Source organism: Streptomyces sp. NPDC029674 (assembly GCF_044903205.1).
Taxonomy (GTDB): Bacteria; Actinomycetota; Actinomycetes; order Streptomycetales; family Streptomycetaceae; genus Streptomyces.
The window spans coordinates 1-24,292 of the sequence record NZ_JBJDPY010000013.1 but is presented as its reverse complement, the minus strand read 5'-3'; the positions used below and the strand labels follow the sequence as shown (position 1 = coordinate 24,292).

The 24,292-nt window shown below is 71.8% G+C and carries 28 protein-coding genes and 1 riboswitch; of the genes, 16 read left to right on the top strand and 12 right to left on the bottom strand.

From position 1 onward, the window contains the following. Nucleotides 1-67 precede the first annotated feature (67 nt). From ACI2L3_RS28155 to ACI2L3_RS28125, 7 genes are all read right to left on the bottom strand, one after another. Nucleotides 68-937 carry an urease accessory protein UreD gene (locus tag ACI2L3_RS28155; RefSeq protein WP_404755183.1) on the bottom strand — a complete coding sequence of 290 codons (870 nt, stop codon included), beginning with the start codon at nt 935-937 and terminating at the stop codon, nt 68-70. Continuing rightward, nucleotides 895-1,578 (bottom strand): urease accessory protein UreG, encoded by a 684-nt coding sequence (gene ureG, locus ACI2L3_RS28150; RefSeq protein ID WP_404755395.1) that lies wholly within the window; start codon nt 1,576-1,578, stop codon nt 895-897. Before ureG ends, ACI2L3_RS28155 begins: the two co-directional genes overlap by 43 nt. A gap of 68 nt (nt 1,579-1,646) precedes the next feature. Further along, nucleotides 1,647-2,321, bottom strand: a complete 675-nt coding sequence (locus tag ACI2L3_RS28145; protein WP_404755182.1) for an urease accessory protein UreF — start codon at nt 2,319-2,321, stop codon at nt 1,647-1,649. A 29-nt stretch (nt 2,322-2,350) separates the two neighbouring features. After that, a complete protein-coding gene (locus tag ACI2L3_RS28140) occupies nt 2,351-4,072 on the bottom strand; it encodes an urease subunit alpha (protein ID WP_404755181.1) in 1,722 nt (573 codons plus the stop codon). Further along, nucleotides 4,065-4,376: an urease subunit beta gene (locus ACI2L3_RS28135; RefSeq protein WP_404755394.1), complete on the bottom strand. Its 312-nt coding sequence runs from the start codon at nt 4,374-4,376 to the stop codon at nt 4,065-4,067. The genes ACI2L3_RS28140 and ACI2L3_RS28135 overlap by 8 nt, the downstream gene beginning before the upstream one ends. Before the next feature lie 49 nt (nt 4,377-4,425). Then, nucleotides 4,426-4,728, bottom strand: a complete 303-nt coding sequence (locus ACI2L3_RS28130) for an urease subunit gamma (protein WP_404755180.1) — start codon at nt 4,726-4,728, stop codon at nt 4,426-4,428. Nucleotides 4,729-4,927: 199 nt separating this feature from the next. Next, nucleotides 4,928-5,542, bottom strand: coding sequence for a TetR/AcrR family transcriptional regulator (locus tag ACI2L3_RS28125; protein ID WP_404755179.1), 615 nt, complete (start codon nt 5,540-5,542; stop codon nt 4,928-4,930). Between the two features lie 162 nt (nt 5,543-5,704). On the opposite strand from ACI2L3_RS28125, the gene ACI2L3_RS28120 reads away from it, so the two are divergent. After that, a complete protein-coding gene (locus ACI2L3_RS28120) occupies nt 5,705-6,724 on the top strand; it encodes an ABC transporter permease (protein ID WP_404755178.1) in 1,020 nt (339 codons plus the stop codon). Between the two features lie 10 nt (nt 6,725-6,734). Here the strand turns inward: ACI2L3_RS28120 and ACI2L3_RS28115 are convergent, their stop codons facing one another. Then, nucleotides 6,735-7,013, bottom strand: a complete 279-nt coding sequence (locus ACI2L3_RS28115; RefSeq protein ID WP_404755177.1) for a type II toxin-antitoxin system Phd/YefM family antitoxin — start codon at nt 7,011-7,013, stop codon at nt 6,735-6,737. Nucleotides 7,014-7,123: 110 nt separating this feature from the next. On the opposite strand from ACI2L3_RS28115, the gene ACI2L3_RS28110 reads away from it, so the two are divergent. The 4 genes from ACI2L3_RS28110 (at nt 7,124) to ACI2L3_RS28095 (ending at nt 9,740) form a co-directional block, all read left to right on the top strand. Then, nucleotides 7,124-7,759 carry an ATP-dependent Clp protease proteolytic subunit gene (locus ACI2L3_RS28110; RefSeq protein ID WP_404755176.1) on the top strand — a complete coding sequence of 212 codons (636 nt, stop codon included), beginning with the start codon at nt 7,124-7,126 and terminating at the stop codon, nt 7,757-7,759. Between the two features lie 7 nt (nt 7,760-7,766). Next, nucleotides 7,767-8,075: a hypothetical protein gene (locus ACI2L3_RS28105; RefSeq protein ID WP_404755175.1), complete on the top strand. Its 309-nt coding sequence runs from the start codon at nt 7,767-7,769 to the stop codon at nt 8,073-8,075. A 357-nt stretch (nt 8,076-8,432) separates the two neighbouring features. Continuing rightward, a riboswitch (cyclic di-AMP (ydaO/yuaA leader) is annotated at nt 8,433-8,609 on the top strand. A gap of 3 nt (nt 8,610-8,612) precedes the next feature. Then, entirely contained in the window at nt 8,613-9,086 is a 474-nt protein-coding gene (locus tag ACI2L3_RS28100) for a C40 family peptidase (protein WP_404755174.1), read from the top strand. A gap of 81 nt (nt 9,087-9,167) precedes the next feature. Next, nucleotides 9,168-9,740, top strand: coding sequence for a DUF6328 family protein (locus ACI2L3_RS28095; RefSeq protein ID WP_404755173.1), 573 nt, complete (start codon nt 9,168-9,170; stop codon nt 9,738-9,740). Nucleotides 9,741-9,789: 49 nt separating this feature from the next. Here ACI2L3_RS28095 and ACI2L3_RS28090 read toward each other — a convergent pair whose 3' ends face one another. Then, nucleotides 9,790-10,242: an ATP-binding protein gene (locus tag ACI2L3_RS28090; protein ID WP_404755172.1), complete on the bottom strand. Its 453-nt coding sequence runs from the start codon at nt 10,240-10,242 to the stop codon at nt 9,790-9,792. A gap of 271 nt (nt 10,243-10,513) precedes the next feature. Between ACI2L3_RS28090 and ACI2L3_RS28085 the strand changes: the two genes are divergently transcribed. Both ACI2L3_RS28085 and ACI2L3_RS28080 read left to right on the top strand, forming a co-directional pair. Continuing rightward, nucleotides 10,514-11,377, top strand: a complete 864-nt coding sequence (locus tag ACI2L3_RS28085) for a helix-turn-helix domain-containing protein (RefSeq protein ID WP_404755171.1) — start codon at nt 10,514-10,516, stop codon at nt 11,375-11,377. A 9-nt stretch (nt 11,378-11,386) separates the two neighbouring features. Continuing rightward, entirely contained in the window at nt 11,387-11,611 is a 225-nt protein-coding gene (locus ACI2L3_RS28080) for a DUF397 domain-containing protein (RefSeq protein WP_404755170.1), read from the top strand. A 32-nt stretch (nt 11,612-11,643) separates the two neighbouring features. Here ACI2L3_RS28080 and ACI2L3_RS28075 read toward each other — a convergent pair whose 3' ends face one another. Next, nucleotides 11,644-12,804, bottom strand: a complete 1,161-nt coding sequence (locus tag ACI2L3_RS28075; protein WP_404755169.1) for an 8-amino-7-oxononanoate synthase — start codon at nt 12,802-12,804, stop codon at nt 11,644-11,646. Nucleotides 12,805-12,924: 120 nt separating this feature from the next. On the opposite strand from ACI2L3_RS28075, the gene bioB reads away from it, so the two are divergent. The 4 genes from bioB to ACI2L3_RS28055 all read left to right on the top strand — a co-directional run bounded on the left by bioB (nt 12,925) and on the right by ACI2L3_RS28055 (nt 16,896). After that, nucleotides 12,925-14,106, top strand: coding sequence for a biotin synthase BioB (gene bioB, locus ACI2L3_RS28070; RefSeq protein WP_404755168.1), 1,182 nt, complete (start codon nt 12,925-12,927; stop codon nt 14,104-14,106). Then, nucleotides 14,099-15,388 carry an adenosylmethionine--8-amino-7-oxononanoate transaminase gene (locus ACI2L3_RS28065; RefSeq protein ID WP_404755167.1) on the top strand — a complete coding sequence of 430 codons (1,290 nt, stop codon included), beginning with the start codon at nt 14,099-14,101 and terminating at the stop codon, nt 15,386-15,388. The genes bioB and ACI2L3_RS28065 overlap by 8 nt, the downstream gene beginning before the upstream one ends. Before the next feature lies 1 nt (nt 15,389). Next, nucleotides 15,390-16,124: a dethiobiotin synthase gene (gene bioD / locus ACI2L3_RS28060; RefSeq protein WP_404755166.1), complete on the top strand. Its 735-nt coding sequence runs from the start codon at nt 15,390-15,392 to the stop codon at nt 16,122-16,124. 91 nt (nt 16,125-16,215) lie between these two features. Further along, the gene (locus ACI2L3_RS28055; protein WP_404755165.1) at nt 16,216-16,896 is read left to right on the top strand and encodes a class I SAM-dependent methyltransferase; all 681 of its coding nucleotides are present in this window, start codon (nt 16,216-16,218) and stop codon (nt 16,894-16,896) included. 21 nt (nt 16,897-16,917) lie between these two features. Here ACI2L3_RS28055 and ACI2L3_RS28050 read toward each other — a convergent pair whose 3' ends face one another. Next, nucleotides 16,918-17,289, bottom strand: coding sequence for a fic family toxin-antitoxin system, toxin component (locus tag ACI2L3_RS28050; protein WP_404755164.1), 372 nt, complete (start codon nt 17,287-17,289; stop codon nt 16,918-16,920). A 4-nt stretch (nt 17,290-17,293) separates the two neighbouring features. Beyond that, nucleotides 17,294-17,542, bottom strand: a complete 249-nt coding sequence (locus ACI2L3_RS28045; protein ID WP_404755163.1) for an antitoxin — start codon at nt 17,540-17,542, stop codon at nt 17,294-17,296. A gap of 164 nt (nt 17,543-17,706) precedes the next feature. Between ACI2L3_RS28045 and ACI2L3_RS28040 the strand changes: the two genes are divergently transcribed. The 5 genes from ACI2L3_RS28040 (at nt 17,707) to ACI2L3_RS28020 (ending at nt 24,190) form a co-directional block, all read left to right on the top strand. Beyond that, nucleotides 17,707-18,534 (top strand): ABC transporter ATP-binding protein, encoded by an 828-nt coding sequence (locus ACI2L3_RS28040; RefSeq protein ID WP_404755162.1) that lies wholly within the window; start codon nt 17,707-17,709, stop codon nt 18,532-18,534. A 13-nt stretch (nt 18,535-18,547) separates the two neighbouring features. Further along, nucleotides 18,548-21,112: an ABC transporter permease gene (locus tag ACI2L3_RS28035; RefSeq protein ID WP_404755161.1), complete on the top strand. Its 2,565-nt coding sequence runs from the start codon at nt 18,548-18,550 to the stop codon at nt 21,110-21,112. A gap of 71 nt (nt 21,113-21,183) precedes the next feature. Beyond that, nucleotides 21,184-21,633, top strand: a complete 450-nt coding sequence (locus tag ACI2L3_RS28030; protein ID WP_404755160.1) for a GNAT family N-acetyltransferase — start codon at nt 21,184-21,186, stop codon at nt 21,631-21,633. 176 nt (nt 21,634-21,809) lie between these two features. Then, nucleotides 21,810-23,180 carry a hemolysin family protein gene (locus tag ACI2L3_RS28025; RefSeq protein ID WP_404755159.1) on the top strand — a complete coding sequence of 457 codons (1,371 nt, stop codon included), beginning with the start codon at nt 21,810-21,812 and terminating at the stop codon, nt 23,178-23,180. Further along, on the top strand, nt 23,177-24,190 hold the full coding sequence (locus ACI2L3_RS28020; RefSeq protein ID WP_404755158.1) for a hemolysin family protein: 1,014 nt from the start codon (nt 23,177-23,179) through the stop codon (nt 24,188-24,190). Before ACI2L3_RS28025 ends, ACI2L3_RS28020 begins: the two co-directional genes overlap by 4 nt. Nucleotides 24,191-24,292: the final 102 nt, after the last annotated feature.

Here is a 24,292-nt window from a genome sequence, read left to right as displayed (position 1 = left end):
GTGAGGACGGGTTCAGCCCTCCTCACCACCGCGTTTTCTGCTGCCGGGGCCCGGCCGGGCGAGCGGTTCAGTTCAGGCGGCGCAGCGCCTCGTCCAGTTCCCGGCGCACCAGGAGGGCGTTCGGGGCGACCGTGGTGACCAGGATGCCGGGGCCCGCGAGCGGGGTGAGTGCGGACCACTCCCCCAAGAGGGTGGCCGGTGGCTTGGTGTGGGTGAACTCCGGGCGTACGAGGACGAGTTGGCCTGTCGCCCGGTGGCCGGACAGGACCGCTGGGCCGTCCCAGCCGCCGGGGGCTCCGGGGCCGCAGGACAGTTCCTGGTCCAGCAAAAGCCGGCCGGCACGGCGCACGGTGAGGCGGCTCGTGAGGCGGCCGGGGGCTTCGCCCGTGCGGCCGAGGACCTGCTCCTCGCGCAGCACCAGCCGGGCGTCGGCGGCCAGTTCGGCGCGCGTGGTGACGCGCAGGTCACTGTCGCGCACGGAGATCAACTGCTCGGGCAGCCAGTGCAGTTCGGCGCCGTCGGCGACGGTGAGGCGCACGTCGTAGCGGGCCGACGCCCGGGTCTGGCCCGGCAGCGCGAGAGTGGCCGCCGCCGAGGCGATGTGCAGGGCCGATCCCTGGTGGGCGGTGGCCTCGACGGTGAGGTGGTCGCCGCCCAAGGGGCCGCTCATCGCGCCGACGAGCGTGACGCGCGCCGCGTGGCCGGTGGAGCGGGTGCGGCGCAGTGCGAGCGGCCCCTCGCCGTCGAGGACGGGGAGTGACGTGCCGCCGCGGCCGTCGGCACGCGCCTCGACGCGGGCGGTAGCGCGGATTCCCGCGCCGCCCGCCTCGACGCCGGTCGCAGCCGACCGCGGCCGGCTCGTTTCCGTGACGCCCCGAGGGGCCAGGTACACCGTCACGCCGACGCGGTCCACGTCGCGTACTGCTCGCGCACCCATGCGGCGACCGGCCCGACGCCCTCCCCCGACCTCAACGACTGGAAGACGACGGGGAGTTCGGCGCGCTGCGCCTTCGCGTCGGCGGCCATCCGGGCGAGGTCGGAGCCGACGTGCGGGGCGAGGTCGGTCTTGTTGACGACGAGCAGGTCGGCCGTGGTGACGCCGGGGCCGCCCTTGCGCGGGATGTCGTCGCCGCCCGCGACGTCGATGACGAAGATCTGCGCGTCGACGAGCCCCTTGGAGAAGGTGGCCGTGAGGTTGTCGCCGCCGGACTCGACGAGGATCAGGTCGAGCGGGCCGACCTCGTCCTCCAGGTCCTCGACGGCCTCCAGGTTGGCCGAGATGTCGTCACGGATCGCGGTGTGCGGGCAGGCGCCGGTCTCCACGGCGGTGATGCGCTCGGGCGGCAGGACGGCCTCGCGGAGCAGGAACTCGGCGTCCTCGCGGGTGTAGATGTCGTTGGTGACGACGGCGAGGGAGAGCTCGTCGCGCAGTTCGCTGCAGAGCGCGGCGACGGTCGCGGTCTTCCCGGAGCCGACCGGGCCGCCGAGCCCGATGCGCAGCGCGCGGCGGCGCCCGTCGGGGCGGTGGGCGTCGGCGGAGACGGCGGAGGGGCCGTCGTGGGAGTGGTCGAGGTGCAGCATGACAGCTCCATGGGTCGGGGGGGGTGGGCCGCCGGGGGCGGGCAGGGGCAGTGAGTGGGAGGGTGCTACGACGCGAAGAGGCGTACCGGCCAGGCCGCGTGTGCCTCCGCGCCGATCTCCAGGAGCGGCGCGGAGGCCGCGGGCAGCGCGTCGACGCCCTCGTCGACCGCGCGTCTCGCCGCGTCGGCGGCCTGGAGTGCCACCTGGTCGACGTCGGGCGCGAGCCGGGCCAGGACCGCCGTGGCGTCGAAGGGGTCGAGGCTGAGCAGCCGCACGGTGGCGGTCGCCGGGCCGCTGATCCCTTCGTACGCCGAGCAGTAGGCCGCGTCTTCGGGGCCGAGTCCGGCGGCGCGGGCGGCGAGTCCGAGGACGACGGGCTGGTGGGCTCCCTTGGGGAACTGCCGGGCGAGCGCGTCGAGTTCGGGGTGCGGCCAGGTGGCACGGGCGGCCCGCATCATCTGTCGGCCGAGGCGCCGGGCCGCGGTGCGCAGGGCGGGTGACGGCGTGCGGGCATCCACGGCCGCGTCCAGGGCGCCGGGGTCGACGCCGAGGGCGGCGGCCGCCGCCAGCGCGGCCGACACGAGCCCGGAGGTGTGCAGCCGTCCCCGGCAGAAGGCCTCCAGGCTCGCGGCGCCGGTGATGCGGCCCGCCTTGACGGCCGCCTCGGCGCCGCCGGAGTGGGCGTGTCCGCCGGCGGGGAAGCGGCCGTCGGCCAGGACGAGAAGTGCTGCTCTGGACATGGGTGGGGTCGCCTGGTGTCGTCGGGCCGTCAGAAGAGGAAGTACCGCTGTGCGAGCGGGAGTTCGGCGGCGGGTGACGGTTCGACGAGTTCGCCGTCGATGGTGACGGCGAAGCTGTCGGCGGCGACCTCCACCCGGGGCAGCGCGTCGTTCTCGCGCATGTCGGCCTTGCTGCGGCCGCGCGTGGAGCGGATCGCGGCGAACGGCTTGTCCAGGCCGAGGCGCTCCGGAAGGCCGTCGTCCAGCGCCGACTGGGTCACGAAGTTGACCGAGTTGAGCGCCGGGGCCCTGCCGTGCGCCCCGTACATGCGGCGGGGCAGAACCGGCTGCGGGGTGGGGATGGAGGCGTTGGCGTCGCCCATCTGCGCGTACGCGATCTGTCCGCCCTTGAGGACGAGCTGCGGCTTGACGCCGAAGAACGCCGGTTCCCACAGCACCAGGTCGGCGAGTTTGCCGGGCTCGACCGAGCCGAGCTCGTGGTCGATGCCCTGGGCGACGGCCGCGTTGATCGTGTACTTGGCGACATAGCGACGCGCGCGGTGGTTGTCGGCGCGGGTGTCCCCCGGCAGGAAGCCGCGGCGCCGCTTCATGACGTGCGCGGTCTGCCAGGTGCGCATGATGACCTCGCCGACGCGCCCCATGGCCTGGGAGTCCGAGGACATGATCGAGATGGCGCCGAGGTCGTGGAGGATGTCCTCCGCGCCGATCGTGGTGGGCCTGATGCGGGACTCGGCGAAGGCGAGGTCCTCAGGGACGGCCGGGTTGAGGTGGTGGCAGACCATCAGCATGTCGAGGTGTTCCTCGACGGTGTTGACGGTGTGCGGCCGGGTCGGGTTGGTCGAGCTCGGCAGCATGTTGGGCAGCGAGACCGCCGTGATCATGTCGGGGGCGTGGCCGCCGCCCGCGCCCTCGACGTGGAAGGCGTGCAGGGTGCGGCCCGCGACGGCGTCGAAGGTGGCGTCGATGAAGCCCGCCTCGTTCAGCGTGTCGGTGTGGACGGCGAGTTGGGCGCCGGTCTCCTCGCACACGTTCAGGCAGGCGTCGATGGCGGCGGGTGTGGCGCCCCAGTCCTCGTGGATCTTGAAGCTGACGGCGCCGGCGCGGAGCTGGGCGTGCATGGACTCGGCGTTGACGGTGTTGCCCTTGCCGAGGAAGCCGATGTTGACGGGGCTGGACTCCATGGCCGCGAACATCCGGGACAGGTGCCAGGCACCGGGCGTGATGGTGGTCGCCTTGCTGCCCTCGGCGGGTCCGGTGCCGCCGCCGAAGAGCGTGGTGACGCCGGAGGCGAGCGCCTCGTCGACGATGGTCGGCGAGATGAAGTGGATGTGGGTGTCGATGCCGCCCGCGGTGAGGATCTTGCCGTTGCCGGCGATGACCTCGGTCTCGGGGCCGATGACGAGGTCGGGGTGGACGCCGTCCATCGTGTCCGGGTTGCCGGACTTGCCGATGCCGGTGACGCGGCCGTCGCGGATGCCTATGTCGGCCTTGACGATGCCCCAGTGGTCGATGATGACCGCACCCGTGATGACTGTGTCGGGGGCGCCTTCGGCTCGGGTGGTGCGGGACTGGCCCATCGACTCGCGGATGACCTTGCCGCCGCCGAACACCGACTCGTCGCCGGAGCGTCCGGGGCCGCCCGAGCGGTCCTCCTCGATCTCGATGAGCAGGTCGGTGTCGGCGAGCCGGATGCGGTCGCCGGTCGTGGGGCCGAAGAGGTCCGCGTACGCGGCACGGGACAGCTCAGGCATCGAGGGCACCTCCGGTCTCGCCGCGCAGGCCGGGCACCACGCGCTTGCCGGCCAGCGGGACGAGTTCGACGTCGACGGGGATTCCGGGCTCGAAGCGCACGGCGGTTCCCGCGGCGATGTTGAGCCGCTTTCCGTGCGCGGCGCCGCGGTCGAAGTCCAGACCCGGGTTGGCCTCGGCGAAGTGGTAGTGGGAGCCGACCTGGACGGGGCGGTCGGCGGCGTTGAGGACGGTGAGGCGGGTGACCTCGCGGTTCTCGTTGAAGGCGACGGGCTCGTCCGCGAAGAGGATCTCTCCGGGGACCAGGCCGTGCGCGGTGCCGTGCGGTGCGGCATGCATGAGACGCGGACTCCCGTCAGACGATCGGCTCGTGGACGGTGACGAGCTTCGTGCCGTCCGGGAAGGTGGCCTCGACCTGGACGTCGTGGATCATTTCCGGGATGCCGTCCATCACGTCGTCCCGGGTGAGGACCTTCCGCCCCGACGACATGAGTTCGGCGACGGTACGGCCGTCGCGGGCGCCCTCGAGGATGTGGGAGGTGATGAGGGCGATCGCCTCGGGGTGGTTGAGCAGCAGTCCCCGTGCCCTTCGCTTCTCGGCCACATCCGCGGCCACATGAATGAGCAGTCTCTCCTGCTCGTGCGGGGTCAGTTGCACGCGTCCCACCTCACAGTCCTCGCTCCGAACCGTGCGGGGTCCGGCTGCCGCGGCCACCGCGACGGATATAGATGTAACACACAGCGAAAGCGCGCGATCTTGCGCGCCCCGGTTAGAAAATCCGCTGGTGGCGTGGCACGGGAGGGTAGTTGGAGGGAGTTTCAACGAGGTTAACCAGACGTTGACCGGCCCATGACCGTCAGCTGGGCTCCGCCATACTCATCAGGGCCCGCAGCCCGTCCTGCAGCGCCTCGACGGGGACCTCGTCGAACAGGACGCACTGCGCGACGAATCCCTGCACGGCGGCGATCATCGTCCTGGCCACGTGGTCGGCGGGGATGTCGGCCCGCATCAGGCCCGCCTTCTGGTAGCCCTCGACGATCACCACCCAGACGGCGCGCACCTGCACATAGACGTCCGCCAGGATGGCCGACAGCTCGTCGTTGCGGAGAGTCTCCGTCCACACCTGCATCATCAGCCGGGCCGAGTGCGAACCGCCCCCCGTCCCCGGCTTCAGGTCCAGCACCTCCGCGAGCGCCCGGGCCACCAGGACGTCGGGCCGCGGCGGCGGGGTCTGCCGGGCGGCCGCCTCGAAGACCTCACTGATGTCGGTCAGCACCTCGCCGACGATCGCGGCGATCAGTTCGTCCTTGCCCCGGAAGTAGCGGTAGACCGCACCCGCCGACAGGCCCACCTCCTTCAGCACGTCCTGCATCGACGTGGCGTGAAAGCCGCCCCGCGCGAAGCAGAGCGCGGCGCCGTCGAGGATCTGCCGACGGCGGGCGTCGAGGTGTTCCTGGGATACGCGAGCCATGCGACGAACCTAAAACGAACGTTCATTCTTGACAAGGGCGCCGCGCGGCCCGACATTGGGCGTGCGCAATAAAACGAACGATCATTCTCTTTGAATCGCCCTCTCCGTGAATCGCCCTCTCCGCTTCGGGCGGTCTCTCTGCTTCGGGAAGGACCGGAAGCCATGTCCACGCCCTCCACCGGCGCGCCGCGCGCGTCGCGTCGCCGCCCCCGTACAGCGGCGGTGGCCGCGCTGGCCTGCGCCATAACCGCCCTGGCGCTCTGGGCCTTCGCCTGGCCCGCCGCCCGCACCGCACCCCGTGACCTGCCGCTCGGCGTCGCCGGTCCGGCCGCGGCCGCGGAGCCCGTCACACGTCAACTCGAGTGGCGCGAGGGCGCGTTCGAGATCCACCGGTACGCCGACGAAGCCGCCGCCAGAGCCGCCATCGAGGACCGGACCGTATACGGCGCGATCGTCGCCACGCCCGGCGGGCCGAAGCTGCTCACCGCGACGGCCGCGAGCCCGGTCGTCGCACAACTGCTGCAGCAGGCCGTGAAGGAGCAGGCCCCGGACTCCGCCGCCGTGCCGACGGTGGACGTGGTGCCCGCACCCGCGGCCGACCCGCGGGGCTCGGCCCTCGGATCCAGCGTGCTGCCGCTGGTCATCGCGGGGGTCGCGGCCGGCGCGCTCGTCACAGTCCTCGGGCTGAGCGGCGGGCGCGCGGTCGCCGCGCTGCTCGTCACCGCCGCGCTCGTCGGCGCCGTCGCGGCCGCGCTCGCACACAGCTGGCTCGGCGTGCTCACCGGCAACTGGTGGGCGGAGGCCGGGGTGTTGGGCCTGGCCACGCTCGCGGTGAGCGCCACCGTCGCCGGGCTCGCGGCGCTGCTCGGCTTCGCGGGCATCGGGGCCGGCGCCCTCCTGATGGTGCTGCTCGGCAACCCCTTCTCCGGCGTGACCTCGGCTCCGCAGCTGCTGCCCGAACCGGTCGGCCTCATCGGGCAGTTGCTGCCGCCCGGGGCCGAGGGTTCCTTGCTGCGCTCGGTGTCCTTCTTCGACGGCGCCCAGGCATCGGGACCCGCCCTGACGCTGAGCGCGTGGGCCGCGTTCGGTCTCGCGGCGGTGCTGCTCGGCGCGCTCCGGGAGCGGCGCCGGCCTGCCCCGGCGGCCACCCCGGTGCGGCAGCCGGCGGCGTCGGCGGGCTGAGCCCGCTCGGTTACGTGGCGTTCGGGCCGCGGTGTTCGGCCGCGATGCCGAACCGCTGCCGCTCCGACGGGGACGGCGGCGTGGCGCCGATCGAGGTGACGGTGCTGACCGTCCGCTCCTCGGAGGCGTCCGCCAGGCTTTCGAGGCGTTCCAGGTCGGCGGCGGAGACGAGCGCCACGAGCGGCTTGCCGTGCCGGGTGACGACGACGCGCTCGCCGCCGTAGACGACGCGGTTGATCAGCTCGGCGAGCTCTGCGCGGGCTTGCGTCACCGGAATCTCGTAGGCCATGCGTCCAGCTTAGACGCCGCTCTTTCCGAGTCGCGGACCCACGGAGCGTACGTCCTGTACATTTTTTACAGAGACCGGACCGCTCCGCACCCGGAAGAGAGAGGCGTGCCATGAATCGCCCGTCCGCCCGCCACGTCCTGCCCGAGTTCACCGAACGCACCAGTTCGGGGACGCGGACCATGGATCCCTACTCGAAGCTCCTCGAAGAGCGGATCGTCTTCCTCGGTACGCCCGTCGACGCCACCTCGGCGAACGACGTGATGGCGCAGTTCATGCATCTGGAGTACCAGGCACCGGACCGCGACATCTCGCTGTACATCAACTCCCCCGGCGGCTCGTTCAGCGCGATGGCCGCCATCTACGACACCATGCGGTTCGTCAGCTGCGACGTGGAGACGATCTGCCTGGGCCAGGCCGCGTCGGAAGCCGCCGTCCTGCTCGCCGCCGGCACGCCGGGCAAGCGGTTCGCGCTGCCCGGCGCGCGCGTCCTGATCCACCAGCCCGCCCTCCCCGAACCGGTCCGGGGCCAGGCCACGGATCTGGCGATCCAGGCCGCTGAACTCCTGAGCACACGGCGGCTGTTGGAGGAGATGCTCGTGCGGCACACGGGACAGAGTCCGGAGCGGGTCGGCGCGGACATCGAGCGGGACAAGATCTTCGACGCCCGGGCCGCCCTGGAGTACGGGTTCGTGGACCGGATCGTCCCGAGCCGCAAGAGCTCGCTCGCCGCCCGCGATCCGAGGTGACGCACCGATGCCGCCGCCCGAACTGCCGCCTCTGCCCGCCCTGACGCACGCCGAGGCGGAGTTGATCGACCGCTATCTCGAAGTCGTCGACCTGCTCGGCCGCATCAACCCCGCCCGCGCCGAGCACACCTACGGCGGACTGCGCGCCGCCCAGGCGCTGGTCGGCCGGGCGACCGCCCTGCGGGACGCGCTCGCCCTCATGCACCAACGGGGCGAGAGTGAGGTGCACGCACCCACGCTGGCCCGGGCGTTGCGCGTTCTCGACGGCGAGCGGCGGGCCCGGCGGCTCACCGTGCCACCCGCGCAGGGCTGCTGAGACCCCGTCGGCCGCCTCGCTCCCGGCGCCGGAACGTCTGGGTCCATTTCGAAACGGACCAGTCGGGCTACCCCGGACGGCGTACGCGCACGTCGTTATCCGCACGGTCCGAAGTTGCGACGAGTGAGTACAGCAGGGGCGGAATTATGTATTCCGCTGCTGGTCGAGCGGTCGTCAGAGAGTGCGGCCGCAGGTCGAATTCGGCAGTGTCCACCTGAACAGGTCAGTCGTGAGTAGCCTCACAAAACACCGTTTCGGCTCGGTTTTCGGGCCCTTTTCGGGTCAAGATCCCTTCCGACGACAAGCCCCCGCCACAGCGGCGGGGCGGTCCGGGCGGACGCCGAGTCCTGCCGCCACCCGGATGACCGGTCGACATCGGTGCAACGGCAGGAGTGGAGGACCCAGGTACGACGGGCCCGTCCGAGAAGTCGGGACGACGCCCTTGGGGTTAAGCCGCAGAGCATGACGCGGCCGGGCATCTTCGCCTGCCCGAACCCGACAGGTCATCCTTCACAGGCGGCTGACGAAGGGTTGCGCATGACCGCGCTGAATCATGTTCCGTCGCTGCTGAGCAGGACCGGTGCCGCATCGGTCCTCACGCTCGCCGTCGTAGGCGGCACCGTCGTGGCCCCCGGGCTCACGTCGGAGGCCGAGGCAGCGACCCACGGGACGAAGGCGCTCAAGATCGCGGCGTCCAAGAAGGGCTCCCCGTACGGCTACGGGGCAGCGGGACCCAACCGGTTCGACTGCTCGGGGCTGACGCTCTACTCGTTCAAGAAGACGGGCAAGAAGCTGCCTCGCACGGCCGCCGCGCAGTACAACAAGACCAAGCACATCTCCAGGTCCCAGCGGACCCGCGGCGATCTGGTGTTCTTCCACTCCGGTCGGAACGTCTACCACGTCGGGATCTACGCGGGTAACAACCGCATCTGGCACGCCCCCAAGAGGGGGACCGTGGTGCGCCTGGAGAAGATCTGGTCCAACAGCGTCTGGTACGGCAGGGTGCGCTGACCGAGCGGTGGTCCGCCGGCGCGCGCCTCGCACCGTCAGGTGCCGGTGCTTGGAGCGCGCCGGCGGGGATACCCGTGCGGGATGTCCGACGACTTTTCCTGCACCGCCCGCAAGGAGGCGCCGCTGGAGCGCGCGGACCGGAACTTCGCGGAGCTGCTCCAGGAACTGAGGGTGACGCAGACCGGCGTGCAGATCCTCTTCGCCTTCCTGCTCACCCTCGCCTTCAGCCCGCGGTTCCCCTCGCTCGACGCCGTGCAGCGCGGCACCTACGTCACGACGCTGCTGCTCGCGGTGCTCGCCGCGGCGCTGTTCACCGCTCCGGCGGCGCTGCACCGCTCGCTGTTCCAGCAGCGGGCCAAACCGCTCATCGTGCGGGTCTCGTCCCGGCTCGCCGCGCTCGGCCTGGGCGTGCTGGTGATGACGCTCACCGGTTCCGTGCTGCTGGTCGTCGACGTGACGGCGGGGCGGACCGAAGGGGTCTGCGCGGCCGTGGGGACGCTGCTGGTGTGTGTCGGGCTGTGGGGCGTCCTGCCGCGGCTCGTACGGCGTCCTGTGGCGCGCGTCGAGGCGGCGCCCCAGGAGGAGGCGCACATCGGCCCTGCGGGGGTGCGAGGAGGAGCGCCACGGCCGCTGCGCCGGGAGCGGTGCCGGTGACGCGCCCCGTGCCGCTGGAACCGCCCGTAGCGGGGCGCGGCCCAGCCCGTCAGTCGGCGGCTTCACGGGGGCCGCGTTGGACGGGGACCTGCCAGGGCAGCGCGATCCACACGGTCTTGCCGCCCTCGTCGGTGGGGCTGACCGAGAGCCTGCCTCCGCACTCGGCCGCCAGCCAGCGGATGATGACCATGCCGCGGCCGTTGTCCTGCTGGACGGCGGCGGGGAGCCGCTTGGGGTAGCGCGGGTGGCTGTCGGTGACACCGATGCGCAGCTGCTCGTCACGGTCGAGTTCGAGATCCACGGTGAAGGTGGGCGACTGGCCCAGAGTGTGCTGTACGGCGTTGGTGGCGAGTTCGGAGACAATGAGCCTGATCGTGTCGGCCACCTCCGCGTCACCGGGCAGGCCCCATTCCGTGAGCACACGCGATACGTATTTCCGGGCGGCGGGGACCGAGACAGGATCGCTCGGCAGGGTGACGGAGGCTTCCTGGTGGTCTGCCATGGCGACATGTCCCTTTCCCGCCGGGACCGGTCTCCGACTCGCGGCGGATGACTCGAGGACAGTCCCGGACTGGTGCTTCGCGCCAGCCTGCCACTCCTTGGCCGGTCACGGGTGGCGATCCACCGAGATGTGCATATATCTGTCGCTCGAAGCGGTGAACTCTGCTACGGCAGACCGTATTTGGGCGGGAGAGCGGTACTTCCTCTAATCTCGCCTACTGCCCCGCCCTGCCGCCGGGAGATCCGACGGCTCCGTCCGGAAGGAGACGGGCATGCAGTACGGCCCCGCGGTGCGCCGTCGTCAGCTCGGCGCCGCCCTGCGCGCCCTGCGCGCTCACGCGGGACTCACGAGCAGCGAGGCGGCGGCCAAGGTCGGCTGGCACCAGTCCAAGGTGAGCCGGATCGAGACGGGCCGCAGCGGTGTGAAGGCCGCCGACGTGCGGCTGCTGATGGAGGCGTATCAGGTCAAGGATCCGCAGCGCAGCGAGCTGCTCATCGCGTTCGCCGGGTCCGACGATCCGGGCGCGGGGCGTCATCACTGGTGGAAGGCCTATCGCGATCTGCTGCCCGCCACCTACCGCGATTTCATCAGCCTGGAGTCGCAGGCGAGCTGGGTGCGCACCCTGGAGACCACGGTGGTTCCCGGCCTGTTGCAGACCTCCGAGTACGCGCGGGCGGTGACCCGGGCCGCGCTCGGCGGGCTGCCGGAGGATCAGGTCGACGCGCTGGTGGAGGTCCGGCTCGCCCGGCAGGACGTGTTGCGCGCGGATCCGCCGTTGCGGCTGAGCGTGGTGATGGACGAGGCGGTGCTGCGGCGCCCGGTGGGCGGTCCGCGGGTGTTCGCGGGGCAGTTGGTGCGGTTAAGGGAGGTGTCCCACATGCCTCACGTCCGACTGCAGGTGTTGCCGTTCACCGCGGGCGAGCATGTGGGTCTGATCGGTCCTTTCGTTATTTTTTCATTTCCGGACATTGCTGATCTGGATGTGGTTGTTCTCGACCATTTGACGAGTAGCCTCTACCTCGAACGGAAAGAAGACCTCCAGGCGTACACGGAGGCCTTCAACTCCCTTCAGGTACAAGCGCTCTCACCCGAGGACTCAACGGATTTCATCGCCGGGCTATGCGACGGCGCGTAAGGAGGCACAATGACCGCAATGCCTCGGTACGTACCTTCCAGCACGAGAATTCAAGGTGCGCGGTGGCAGCGCAGCAGCTACAGCAACGGAATGAACAACTGTGTCGAGACAGCCACACTCGACTCGGGTCCGTCGGCCGGCCTGCGCGCCGTGCGTGATTCCAAGAACACCGCAGGGCCCGCCCTGCTCTTCTCCCCCGGCCCCTGGGAGTCGTTCGTCAACTGCCTCCGGTAGGCAGTCCCGGCCCGTCGCGGGTCCGGCACGCTTCACCGGGGTGCGTTGCGGCTGATCACCCGTACCGCACCGGCGATCTGCGCGTCGGTGAGATCGGCGCGGGCGGTCAGCCGCAGCCGTGAGATGCCGTCGGGCACCGACGGCGGCCGGAAGCAGCCCACGGCGAGACCCTCCGCCCGGCAGTCGGCGGCCCACTGCACGGCCTGTTCCGGTGACGGTGCGCGTACGGAGACGACGGCGGCGTCGGGCCGTACCGCCGAAAGCCCCTCGGCCGTGAGACGGCGGTGCAGCTCGGTCGCGACCTCGCGGGCCCGTGCGGCCCGGCCCGGCTCGCGGCGCAGCAGGCGCAGGGCCGCGAGTGCGGCGCCTGCCGCGGCGGGCGCGAGGCCGGTGTCGAAGATGAAGGTGCGGGCCGCGTTCACCAGGTGCTCGATGACCTCGGCCGGGCCCAGTACGGCGCCGCCCTGGCTGCCGAGGGACTTCGAGAGGGTCAGGGTGACCACGGTGTCGGCCGTGCCCGCGAGCCCCGCCGCGTACGGGGCGCCCCGGCCGCCGTCGCCGAGCACACCGAGTCCATGGGCGTCGTCGACGATCAGTCCGGCGCCGAACTCCCGGCAGGCGGCGGCCAGTTCGGTGAGCGGTGCCATGTCGCCGTCGACCGAGAACACCGAGTCGGAGACCATGACGGCAGGGCCTTCGTGGGCGTCAAGCACCTTGCGTACCGCTTCCGGGTCGGCGTGCGGCACCACCTGCGTCGTCCCGCGCGCGAGCCGGCACCCGTCGATCAGGGACGCGTGGTTGCCCGCGTCGGAGACGATCAGCGAACCGTGCGGGGCGAGCGCGGTGACGGCGGCGAGGTTCGCCGCGTAGCCGGAGGAGAAGACGAGGGCCGCCTCGAAGCCGCAGAAATCCGCGAGCTCACGCTCGAGCTCCGCGTGCAGTTCCGTGGAGCCGGTGACGAGCCGGGACCCGGTCGCGCCGCCGCCCCAGCGCCGGGCCGCGGCGGCCGCGCCCTCGGTCACCTCCGGGTGCCGGGTCAGGCCCAGGTAGTCGTTTCCCGCCAGATCCAGGAGGCCGCCCGCGTCGGCGGGGCGCGGGCGCAGGGTGCGGACGAGTCCGGCGTCCGCGCGCAGCCGCGCCTGCTCGTCGAGCCAGCCGAACGCGCCCGTCACGGGGTGCCTGTTTGTAGACATTGCACAGACCTTAGTCGCCGTGCCACCTGGCCAGGGTGTGGCAATACCCACACCTCAAACCGTTTCTGTTGTGCGAACTCTCCTTGGCCCGGCAGGCTGCGGTGCGTAAGGATCAGCGCCATGGACCTGCTGAACACGCTGGTGGACAAGGGGCTTCGGCGCGAGCTGCCGACCCGCGAAGAGGCGCTGGCCGTCCTGGCCACCTCCGACGACGAACTCCTGGACGTAGTGGCCGCCGCCGGGAAGGTGCGGCGGCAGTGGTTCGGGCGACGGGTGAAACTCAACTATCTGGTCAACCTCAAGTCGGGCTTGTGCCCCGAGGACTGCTCGTACTGTTCGCAGCGCCTCGGCTCCAAGGCCGAGATCCTGAAGTACACCTGGCTGAAGCCGGACGAGGCCTCGCAGGCCGCGGCGGCCGGGGTCGCGGGCGGCGCCAAGCGGGTCTGTCTGGTCGCCAGCGGCCGCGGCCCGACGGACCGTGACGTCGACCGGGTCGCGCAGACCATCGCGGCGGTCAAGGAGCAGAACGAGGGCGTCGAGGTGTGCGCCTGCCTCGGCCTGCTCTCCGAAGGTCAGGCGGAGCGGCTGCGGGGGGCGGGCGCGGACGCGTACAACCACAACCTCAACACCTCCGAGGCGACGTACGCGGACATCACCAAGACGCACACGTACGCCGACCGTGTCGACACCGTGCAGAAGGCGCACGCGGCGGGCCTCTCCGCCTGCTCGGGGCTGATCGCGGGCATGGGCGAGAAGGACGAGGACCTGGTCGACGTCGTCTTCTCGCTGCGCGAGCTCGACCCGGACTCGGTGCCGGTGAACTTCCTGATCCCCTTCGAGGGCACGCCGCTGGCCAAGGAGTGGAACCTCACGCCGCAGCGCTGTCTGCGCATCCTCGCGATGGTCCGCTTCGTCTGCCCGGACATCGAGGTGCGCATCGCGGGCGGCCGGGAGGTGCATCTGCGCTCCATGCAGCCGCTCGCCCTGAACATCGCCAACTCCATCTTCCTGGGCGACTACCTGACCAGCGAGGGCCAGGCCGGCCAGGCCGACCTGGACATGATCGCGGACGCCGGCTTCGAGGTCGAGGGCACGGATCAGGTGACGCTGCCGCGGCACCGGGTCGACGCGGCCGCCGCCGCAGGCTGCGGCTCGCACGAGGGGGGCAGCTGCGGTCCCTGCGGCTCCGAGCCCGCGGCCGAGCCGTCGGCGGAACCCGTGGCCGATGCGAACGAAGCACGTACGGACCTGGTGGCGGTACGCCGCCGGGGCGCGGGAACGGACCTGGCGCCCAATGCCTGACCTCTCCACCGCGGACCTGCTCGCGCTCGACCGGCAGCACGTCTGGCACCCCTACGGGCCGATGCCGGGCCGCCAGGAACCCCTGGTCGTCGAGTCGGCGAGCGGCGTCCGGATGCGGCTCGCGGACGGCGGCACCGAGCTGATCGACGGCATGTCGTCCTGGTGGTCGGCGATCCACGGGTACAACCACCCCGTCCTCAACGACGCGGTGCGCGGACAGCTGGACCGCATGAGCCACGTGATGTTCGGCGGGCTCACGCACGAGCCCGCCGTCGCGCTCGCCAAGCGCCTCGTCGACATGACGCCCGACGGCCTGGAACACGTCTTCCTCTCCGACTCGGGTTCGGTCTCGGTCGAGGTCGCGGTCAAGATGTGCCTGCAGTACTGGCGCTCGCTCGGCCGGCCCGGGAAGCGGCGGATGCTGACGTGGCGCGGCGGCTACCACGGCGACACGTGGCAGCCGATGGCCGTGTGCGACCCCAAGGGCGGCATGCACGAGCTGTGGCAGGGTGTACTGCCGGAGCAGGTGTTCGCCGACGCGCCGCCGGCCGGCTTCGACGCGTACGAGGAGTCGTACGCCGAGCACCTGCACGAGCTGATCGGGCGGCACGCCCACGAACTGGCCGCCGTCATCGTCGAGCCCGTGGTGCAGGGGGCCGGGGGGATGCGGTTCCACTCCCCCGGCTACCTCCGCGCACTCCGGGAGGCGTGCGACGCCCACGACGTGCTCCTGGTGTTCGACGAGATCGCGACGGGTTTCGGCCGTACGGGCGCGCTGTTCGCGGCCCACCACGCGGGGGTCTCCCCCGATGTGATGTGCGTCGGCAAGGCCCTGACCGGCGGCTATCTGTCGATGGCGGCGACACTCTGCACGCCGCGCGTCGCCGACGGGATCTCGCGGGGCGAGGTGCCTGTCCTGGCGCACGGGCCGACGTTCATGGGCAATCCGCTGGCCGCCGCGGTGGCCGGTGCCTCGATCGACCTGCTGCTCGGACAGGACTGGCACACCGAGGTCAAACGCATCGAGACGGGGCTGCGGAACGGCCTGGCGGAGGCGGCGCTCCTCCCCTCGGTACGGGAGGTCCGCGTCCTCGGGGCGATCGGCGTCGTACAGCTGGACCATCCGGTGGACATGGCCGCGGCGACACGTGCGGCGGTGCGCGAAGGGGTGTGGGTGCGGCCGTTCCGCGACCTGATCTACACGATGCCGCCGTTCATCACGGGCGACGACGACGTGGCACGGATCGCCCGCGCGGTGTGCGCGGCGGCGAAGGAGGGCTGACATGACGGTGCTCGTGGTGTCCGGTACGGGCACGGAGATCGGCAAGACGGTGACGACCGCCGCGGTGGCCGCGGTCGCCCTGGCCGCCGGGCGCAGCGTCGCCGTGCTCAAACCGGCACAGACCGGGGTCGCGCCCGACGGGCCCGGCGACGCGCACGAGGTGGCGCGGCTCGCGGGGGACGCCGTCACCGCACTCGAACTCGCCCGCTACCCCGAGCCGTTGGCGCCCGACGTCGCGGCCCGGCGGGCCGGTCTCGCGCAGGTGCACCCGCAGGACGTGGCCGACGCGGCGGCGAAGCTCGCGACCGAGCACGACCTGGTGCTCGTCGAGGGGGCGGGCGGGCTCCTCGTACGCCTCGACGACGACGGCGGCACCCTCGCGGACGCGGCCCGCCTCCTGGACGCGCCGGTCCTGATGGTCGTCCCGGCCGGGCTCGGCACGCTCAACTCGACGGCCCTGACGGCAGAGGCACTCCGGTCTCGCGGCGTACGCCAGCTGGGCCCCATGATCGGCAGCTGGCCGGCCGCCCCCGACCTGGCGTCCCGCTGCAACCTCGCGGACCTGCCGAAGGACGCGGGCACCCCGCTCCTCGGCGCGATCCCGGAGGGCGCCGGGTCGTCGCACGCCACCACCTTCCGCGCGGAAGCCGGAGGGTGGCTGGGCCCGCAACTGGGCGGCACGTGGGACGGAGCGGTGTTCGCGGAGCGGGAGGGGCCGGGGTCGGGTACCGGGTGACGTCGTGGCGGGGCGCGCCGTCCTCTTGGGGTCGGGTGTCCCGTCGTCGGGGCACCATGGCGGTATCCGCTCGCTCCGTCGAGGAGGTCCCATGCCGTCGCGATCAGCCAAGTCCGTGTCCCGGGACGCCGTGCACCATCCCGTCTTCGCCCGTTTCTACGCTCGGTGCAGCGTGGCCGCCGAGCCCACCGTCGGGGCTCACCGGCGGGAGCTGCTCGCCGGTCTGTCCGGGCGGGTCATCGAGGTCGGCGCGGGCAACGGGCTCAACTTCGCGTACTACCCGGGTGCGGTCTCCGAGGTCGTGGCGATCGAACCGGAGCGGCTGCTGCGGCGGCTCGCGGTGTCGGCGGCGCTGCGCGCGGACGTGCCGGTGGATGTCGTGCCCGGTGCCGCGGAGGCGCTGCCCGTCAAGAGTGAGGCGTTCGACGCGGCGGTCGTCTCGCTCGTGCTGTGCAGCGTGCGGGACGTACGGCGGGCGCTCGGCGAGCTGCGGCGGGTGCTGCGGCCCGGCGGTGAGCTGCGGTTCTTCGAGCACGGCCGGGCGCCGGGGAGGCTGATGGGGACCGCCCAGCGCGTGTTGGACCGGACGGTGTGGCCGCCGCTGTTCGGCGGCTGTCACGTGTCGCGGGACCCGCTGGCCGCCGTGCGTGACGCCGGGTTCGAACTCGGCGCGCACCGGCGGCTCCTGGTGCCGGCGAAGGGTCCGCGGCTGCCGACGTCGTTCTGTGTGCTGGGGACGGCGCGCCGGCCCGACGACGCCACCTCTCCCTGAATCACAGGCAGTCACAGGCGATCACAGGCTCCACTGGCGCAGCTGGTCCGCGATGGCGTGCACGCTCGCGCCGTCCTCCTTCACCAGGCGGGCGAGGTCGCGCACCTGCTCGGGGGAGGTGACGACCTTGAGGCCGCTGGAGACGAGGTAGGCGTAGGCGACGGAGGAGGCGAAGAGGGCGTTGGAGCGTTCGAGTGCGGGGATGTGGAGCAGCACTTGGAGGAGCGCCGCCGCGCGGTCGTGCGGGGTCTCGTAGACGGGCACACCGAATATCTCCGCCTCGTGTCTGCTGACGGCGGCGACGAGCGCGCCCCAGTCGGTGACCTGCGGGTCTCCGGGTGTCTTGTGTTCGGCGACCATCAGGAGCCAGGCAAGGTCGATTCTGAGGTCCAACGGATCAGCAGCGACCTTCACGCACGGGGCGGCTGCCCTCGCGCTCGGCGCCGAACTCCTCGGCGAACACCGTTTCGTACTGCTTCATGAAGTCGGCGGCGGCCTCGACGAAGGTGTGGCCGATTTCCCCGGCGTCCTGTTTGACGAGTTCTTCGATGTAGCGGTTGACGCTCATGCCGCGGGCCAGGGCGCGCTCCCGCGCGGCCCGGGCGGTGTCCTCGTCCACCCGCACGTTCAGCTGTGTCTTCGCCATACCGTCAAGCTAGCGCCGAGGTGCTAGCACGACAAGGCCGCCAGGACCTTGTCCCTTACATACGTTCCCGGGCCCGACCTCGGAGGGATACCGGACACCTGGGCAGCCCCACTACTCTCAACCGGGTTACGGGAGTTGGAACGGCCACAACCCGGGAGGCCGCCTTGTCCGCACCTGCTTCGACACCGTCCGCGGGGCACCCCGCGCCCACCGGGATCGCCGCGCGCGCCCGCGGCCTCACCAAGGCGTACGGCTCGGGAGAGACGACCGTGCTCGCCCTCGACTCGGTCGACGTGGACATCTCGCGTGAGCGGTTCACGGCCGTCATGGGTCCCTCCGGTTCGGGGAAGTCCACCCTGATGCACTGCCTCGCCGGGCTCGACAGCGTCTCGGCGGGCCAGGTCTGGCTCGGCGACACCGAGATCACGGGCCTCAAGGAGCGGGAGCTGACCCGGCTGCGGCGCGACCGCATCGGCTTCATGTTCCAGTCCTTCAACCTCATCCCCACGCTCAACGCCCTGGAGAACATGACGCTGCCGATGGACATCGCCGGGCAGCGGCCCGACCGCGACTGGCTGGAGCACGTCATCGACACCCTGGGGCTGCGGGACCGGCTCAAGCACCGCCCGGCGCAGCTGTCCGGCGGGCAGCAGCAGCGGGTGGCGTGCGCGCGGGCGCTCGCCGCCAAGCCCGAGCTGATCTTCGCCGACGAGCCGACGGGCAACCTCGACTCCCGGGCCGGGCTCGAAGTCCTCGGCTTCCTGCGCGAGGCGGTGGACCAGCTCGGCCAGACCGTCGTGATGGTGACGCACGATCCCGGTGCCGCCGCCCACTCCGACCTGGTGATCTTCCTCGGCGACGGGCGGATCGTGGACGACATGGAGCGGCCGACGGCGGAGGGGGTCCTCGAACGCATGAAACGGTTCGACGCGCTGCACGCGGCGCCGCCCGGCACGTCCGTGTCCATCGACAAACCGTCCGAGCAGAGCTGAACCGGGGGCCGCGGTGCTGAAGGCGACGCTCAGAAGCTTCCTGGCGCACAAGGGGCGGCTCGCGCTCTCCGCGCTGGCCGTCATCCTCTCCGTCGCGTTCGTGGCGGGCAGCCTGATCTTCTCGGACACGGTCACCCGCACCTTCGACCGCCTGTTCGCCTCCACGTCGGCCGATGTGACGGTATCGCCGAAGGAGGACCTCGACGAGGCGGTGCCCTCCGGGCAGACGCCGACGGTGCCCGCGAACCTCAGGGAGCGGGTGGCCGGCGTCGACGGTGTCAAGGACGCGCACATCGACGTGTCCGTCGAGAACATCACCATCGTCGACCGCGACAACGAATCCGTGGGCTCCACGACCGGCGCGCCCACCATCGCCACCAACTGGTACCCCACCGACCGCAGCCCGGTCGAGCTCACCTCGGGCCATGCCCCGCGCGGCGGCGGCCAGGCGATGATCGACGCGGACACGGCCGACAAGAAGGACGTGGAGATCGGGGACACCCTCACCGTTCTCGCGCGGCCCGGCTCGTTCAAGGTCGAGATCGTCGGCATCGCCACGTTCACCACCACCAACCCCGGTGCCGCTCTCGTCTTCCTCGACACGGCGACCGCCCAGCGCGAGCTCCTCGGCTCGAAGGCCGCGGCGACGAGCATCTCCGTGACGGCCGCGGACAGCGTCGGCGACACGACGCTCAAGCGCCGCATCGCCGCCGAACTGGGCCCCGGTTACGACCTGGAGACCGCCGACGAGCAGGCGGAGTCGGCGGCGTCCGAGCTCGGCGGCTTCCTGGACGTCATCAAGTACGTGATGCTCGGCTTCGCCGGGGTCGCCGTCCTCGTGGGCATCTTCCTGATCGTCAACACCTTCTCGATGCTCATCGCGCAGCGCACCCGCGAACTGGGCCTGCTGCGCGCGCTCGGCGCCGACCGCAGGCAGGTGCGCCGCTCCGTCCTCTTCGAGGCGCTGCTGCTCGGCCTGGTCGGCTCGACGCTGGGGCTCGCCGCGGGCATAGGTCTCGCCCTCGGCCTGATCGAGCTGATGGGCCTGTTCGGGATGAATCTGAAGTCCACGGAGATGGTCCTCGGGTGGGCGACCCCCGTCGTCTCGTACGTCGTCGGGGTCGGCGTCACCTTCGTCGCGGCGTACCTCCCGGCCCGGCGGGCCGCGCAGGTGTCGCCGATGGCGGCGCTCGCCGACGCCGAGATCGCCGGTGTGGGGCGGCCGTTGAAGATGCGGGCCGTCGTCGGAGCCGTCGTCGGGGCGGCCGGTGCCGCCGCTCTGGTGGGCTGCGCGACGGCGGAGAAGACGTCGTCCGCGGCGTCGCTGCTCGGGCTCGGCATCGTGCTGACCCTGGTCGCCACGGTCGTCGCGGGGCCGCTCCTGGTGCGGCCGGTGATCCGCGTCCTCGGCGGCGCGTTCCCCGCGGTCTATGGCTCGGTCGGCCGGATGAGCCAGCGCAACGCGCTGCGCAATCCGCGCCGCACGGGCGCCACGGCGGCCGCGCTGATGGTGGGGCTCGCGCTGGTCGGCGGCCTCTCGGTGGCCAGCGCCTCGATGACGAAGTCGTTCGACCGGCAGATCGACAAGACGCTCGGCGCGGACTTCGTCGTGCAGAACAGCAACTTCATGCCGTTCTCTTCGGAGATCACCGGGAAGGTCGAGGACACCGAGGGCGCCGGTCTCGTCGTACGCCAGCGCTTCACCCCCATCGAACTGAGGCTGCCCGACGGCAAGAAGGTCGAGTCGACCGCCGCCGGTTACGGCCCGGAGCTCGACGAGGTCGCCAAGGTCACGTACGCGCAGGGCAGTTCGCGGGACGCGCTGGCGGCCGGCCGGATCGGGATGGACAAGGACTTCGCGAAGAAGCACGAGGTGCGGCTCGGGGACGCGCTGCCCGCGACGTTCCCCGGCGGGCGCGAGACGAAGCTGACGGTCGGCGCGCTCACCGACCAGGACTCGGCCGAGGGCTTCGGCATCGAGGGCGGGCTCTTCCTCGGGTTCGGCACGGTCGAGAAGTACGTGCCGGACGGCCAGGACTCCGCGCTGTTCGTCAACGCGGCGTCGGGCACGGACGCGGACACCCTGCGCGAGCGCCTGGAGAAGAGCCTCGACCCGTATCCGCAGGTGCAGGTGCGCGACCAGGCCGACTACAAGGAGCTGATCCGGCAGCAGATCGCCGTGATGCTCTACCTCGTCTACGCCCTCCTCGGGCTCGCCATCGTCATCGCCATCCTCGGCGTGGTCAACACCCTCGCCCTGTCGGTCGTGGAGCGCACCAGGGAGATCGGTCTGCTGCGCGCCATCGGCCTCGGGCGGCGGCAGCTGCGCCGCATGATCCGCCTGGAGTCGGTGGTGATCGCGGTCTTCGGGGCGCTGCTCGGGCTGGCGCTCGGTCTGGTGTGGGGCGTCGCCGTGCAGCAGGTTCTCGCGTTGCAGGGGATGAAGGAGCTGGCGTTCCCCTGGACGACGATCGTGGCGGTGGTGATCGGCTCGGTGGTCGTGGGGCTGGCGGCGGCGCTCCTGCCGGCGCTGCGCGCGTCGCGCATGAACGTGCTGGCGGCCATCGCGCACGAGTGAGGCGCTCCCCCGGCGTCCGCATCCTGAAATATCCGCGCGCCCGGGCACCGGCCGGTGGTGGGATGCCGTACATGAACGACCTTCATGTACGGGACAACGACCTTCGCGTACGGGCGGCGACGCCCGAGGACCTCGACGCGGTGCTCGCCTTCTGGAAGACGGCCGCCGAGGGCACGAGCATCAGCGACGACCGCTCCGGCGTGGAGCGGCTCGTCGCCCGGGACCCCGAGGCGCTGATCCTCGCCGAGCGCGGGGACGAGCTCGCGGGCACGGTCATCGCGGGCTTCGACGGCTGGCGCTGCCACCTGTACCGCCTCGCCGTGCACCCGGCGCACCGCCGCCGCGGCGTGGGCTCGGCGCTGCTGGCCGCCGCCGAGGAACGGTTCGTACGGCTCGGCGGGCGCCGCGGCGACGCGATGGTCCTGGACCGCAACGAGCTCGCCCACCACGCCTGGCGCGCCGCGGGCTACGCTCCCGAGCCGCAGTGGAGCCGCTGGGTGAAACCGCTCCCCGCCGGGTAACCGGGAAGTCCCGGCCGACCCCGACAGAGATCCGAGTGCTTTGCTGACCCTTTACCATGGACGCACCACTCGTATCCGACTGAAAGGTGTGAGCGTCCGCCCATGGGCGAGCCTCCTAGTACCCGACATCGCGCACTCCTCCCGCTCCTGTCCGATCATGGGACGGAGGTGACCCGATGACCGAAGTGCTCCTGCTCCTCGTGGCGGTGCTGCTCAGCCTGGCGTGCGGTGTCTTCGTCGCGGCGGAGTTCTCCCTCACGACGGTCGAGCGCAGCGAGCTCGAGCGGGCCGTCGAGCGCGGCGAGCGGGGCGCCGCCGGCGCCCTCAAAGCCGTCAAGAACCTCACCTTCCAGCTCTCGGGCGCCCAGCTCGGCATCACCGTCACCAACCTGGTGGTCGGCATGCTCTCCGAGCCGTCCATCGCCGCGCTGATCTCGGGGCCGCTGCGCGACCTCGGCGTCCCCCGGTCGGCGGCCTCCTCCATCGCCCTGGTGATCGGAACGGCCCTCTCGACGGTCTTCCTGATGGTCGTCGGCGAGCTGGTCCCGAAGAACTGGGCGATCTCCTCGCCGCTCGCGGTCGCCAAGCGGGTGGCGACGCCCCAGCGTCTGTTCAGCGCCGCGTTCCGGCCGTTCATCGCGCACCTCAACAACACCGCGAACCGTTCCGTACGCCGCTTCGGCATGGAGCCCACCGAGGAGCTCGCCACCGCGCGCGGCCCCAAGGAGCTGGTGGCGCTCGCACGCCACTCCGCCAGGGAGGGCGCCCTGGAGGCGGACACCGCCGAGCTGTTCGTGCGCACGCTGAACCTCGCCGACCTCACCGCGGAGAACGTGATGACGCCCCGCGTCCAGGTCATGGCCCTCGAGACGCACGCCACCTGCGAGGACGTCGCCAACGCCACGCGCGCCACCGGCCTCTCCCGCTTCCCCGTGTACCGCGGGAACCTGGACACGGTCGTCGGCGTCGCGCACATCAAGGACGTGCTCGCCATACCCGCCGAGCGCAGGCAGCGCGTCCCGGTCGCCGAAGTGCTGCGGGAGCCCCTCCTCGTACCGGAGACGCTCACCGTCGACCGGCTCCTCGACCGGCTCTCCGGCAAGCGCACGATGGCCGTGGTCATCGACGAGTACGGCGGCACCGCCGGCGTGGCCACCCTGGAGGACATCGTCGAGGAGGTCGTCGGCGAGGTGCGGGACGAGCACGACCCGCACGAGACGTCCGACATCGCCCACGCGGGCACCGACGACGACGGCAGGACGCTGTACTCCGCCGACGGCGCGGCCCGCACCGACCAGCTCGCGCGGGTCGGCATGCGGGTGCCCGACGGGCCGTACGAGACGCTCGCGGGCCTCGTCGCCACGCGGCTCGGCCGCATCCCCGCCGTCGGTGACGGCGTCGAGGTGGGCGGCTGGCGGCTCGACGTCGTCGACGCCACGGGGCGGCGCGCCGCCCGCGTGCTGCTGCACGCGCCGCCGCTCCCCGGAAACCCCGACACCCACAGCGACCACGACGCCCGCGCCGACCACGAGGAGGACGCCCGATGACCGCCGTCCAGCTGCTGATCGGTCTGGCGACGCTCGTCGTCAACGCCTTCTTCGTGGGCGCCGAGTTCGCGCTCATCTCCGTGCGCCGCAGCCAGATCGAGCCGCACGCGGAGGACGGGAACAAGCGCGCCAAGAGCGTGATGTGGGGGCTGCAGCACGTGTCGGCGCTGCTCGCCGCCGCGCAGCTCGGCATCACCCTGTGCACCCTGGTCCTCGGCATCGTCGCGGAGCCGGCCATCGCGCATCTGCTCGAGCCGGTGTTCGACGCGGTGGGCGTGCCGCACGGCCTGGTCCACCCGATCTCGTTCGTGATCGCGCTGGCCCTGGCGACCTACCTGCACATGCTGCTCGGCGAGATGATCCCGAAGAACATCGCGCTCGCGGAGCCGGTGCGCTCGGCGCTGCTCCTCGGGCCGCCGCTGGTGGCGCTGGCGCGGGCGCTGCGCCCGGTGATCTTCGCGATCAACGCGTTCGCCAACGGTCTGCTGAAGCTGTTGCACGTCGAGGCCAAGGACGAGGTGTCGGCGAGCTTCTCCGACGACGACCTCGCCCGCATGGTCAAGGACTCCGGAGACGCGGGTCTGATCGACAACCGTGCGCAGGAACGGCTGCACGACGCGCTCGAACTGGGCCGTCGCCCGGTCAGGGACGTGGTGCTGCCGCTGGAGGACGTCGTCTACGCGCGCGTGGGCGTCACCCCCGAAAAGCTGGAGCAGCTCTCGGCCGAGTCCGGGTTCTCCCGCTTCCCCGTGGTCGACGACGGCCGCCGCATCGTCGGCTATCTGCACGTGAAGGACGCCCTCGACCGGGCGCCGCGCGATCTGCCGTTCCGGGTGCCGGACATGCGCAAGATCGCGCAGGTGCGGGAGACCACGCCGCTGGACGACGTGCTGACCGCCATGCGGGGCAGCCGGACGCACGTGGCGGCGGTGCTCGGCTCGGACGGCAGGCTCGCCGGCATGGTCACGATGGAGGACGTGCTGCAGGAGCTCTTCGGCCAGCCCGTCTGAGCGGTGCCCGAGCGGCGGGGGGGGGGGGGGGGGGGGCCCCCCCCCCCCCCCCCCCCCCCCCCCCCCCCCCCCCCCCCCCCCCCCCCCCCCGCGCCGCCCCCG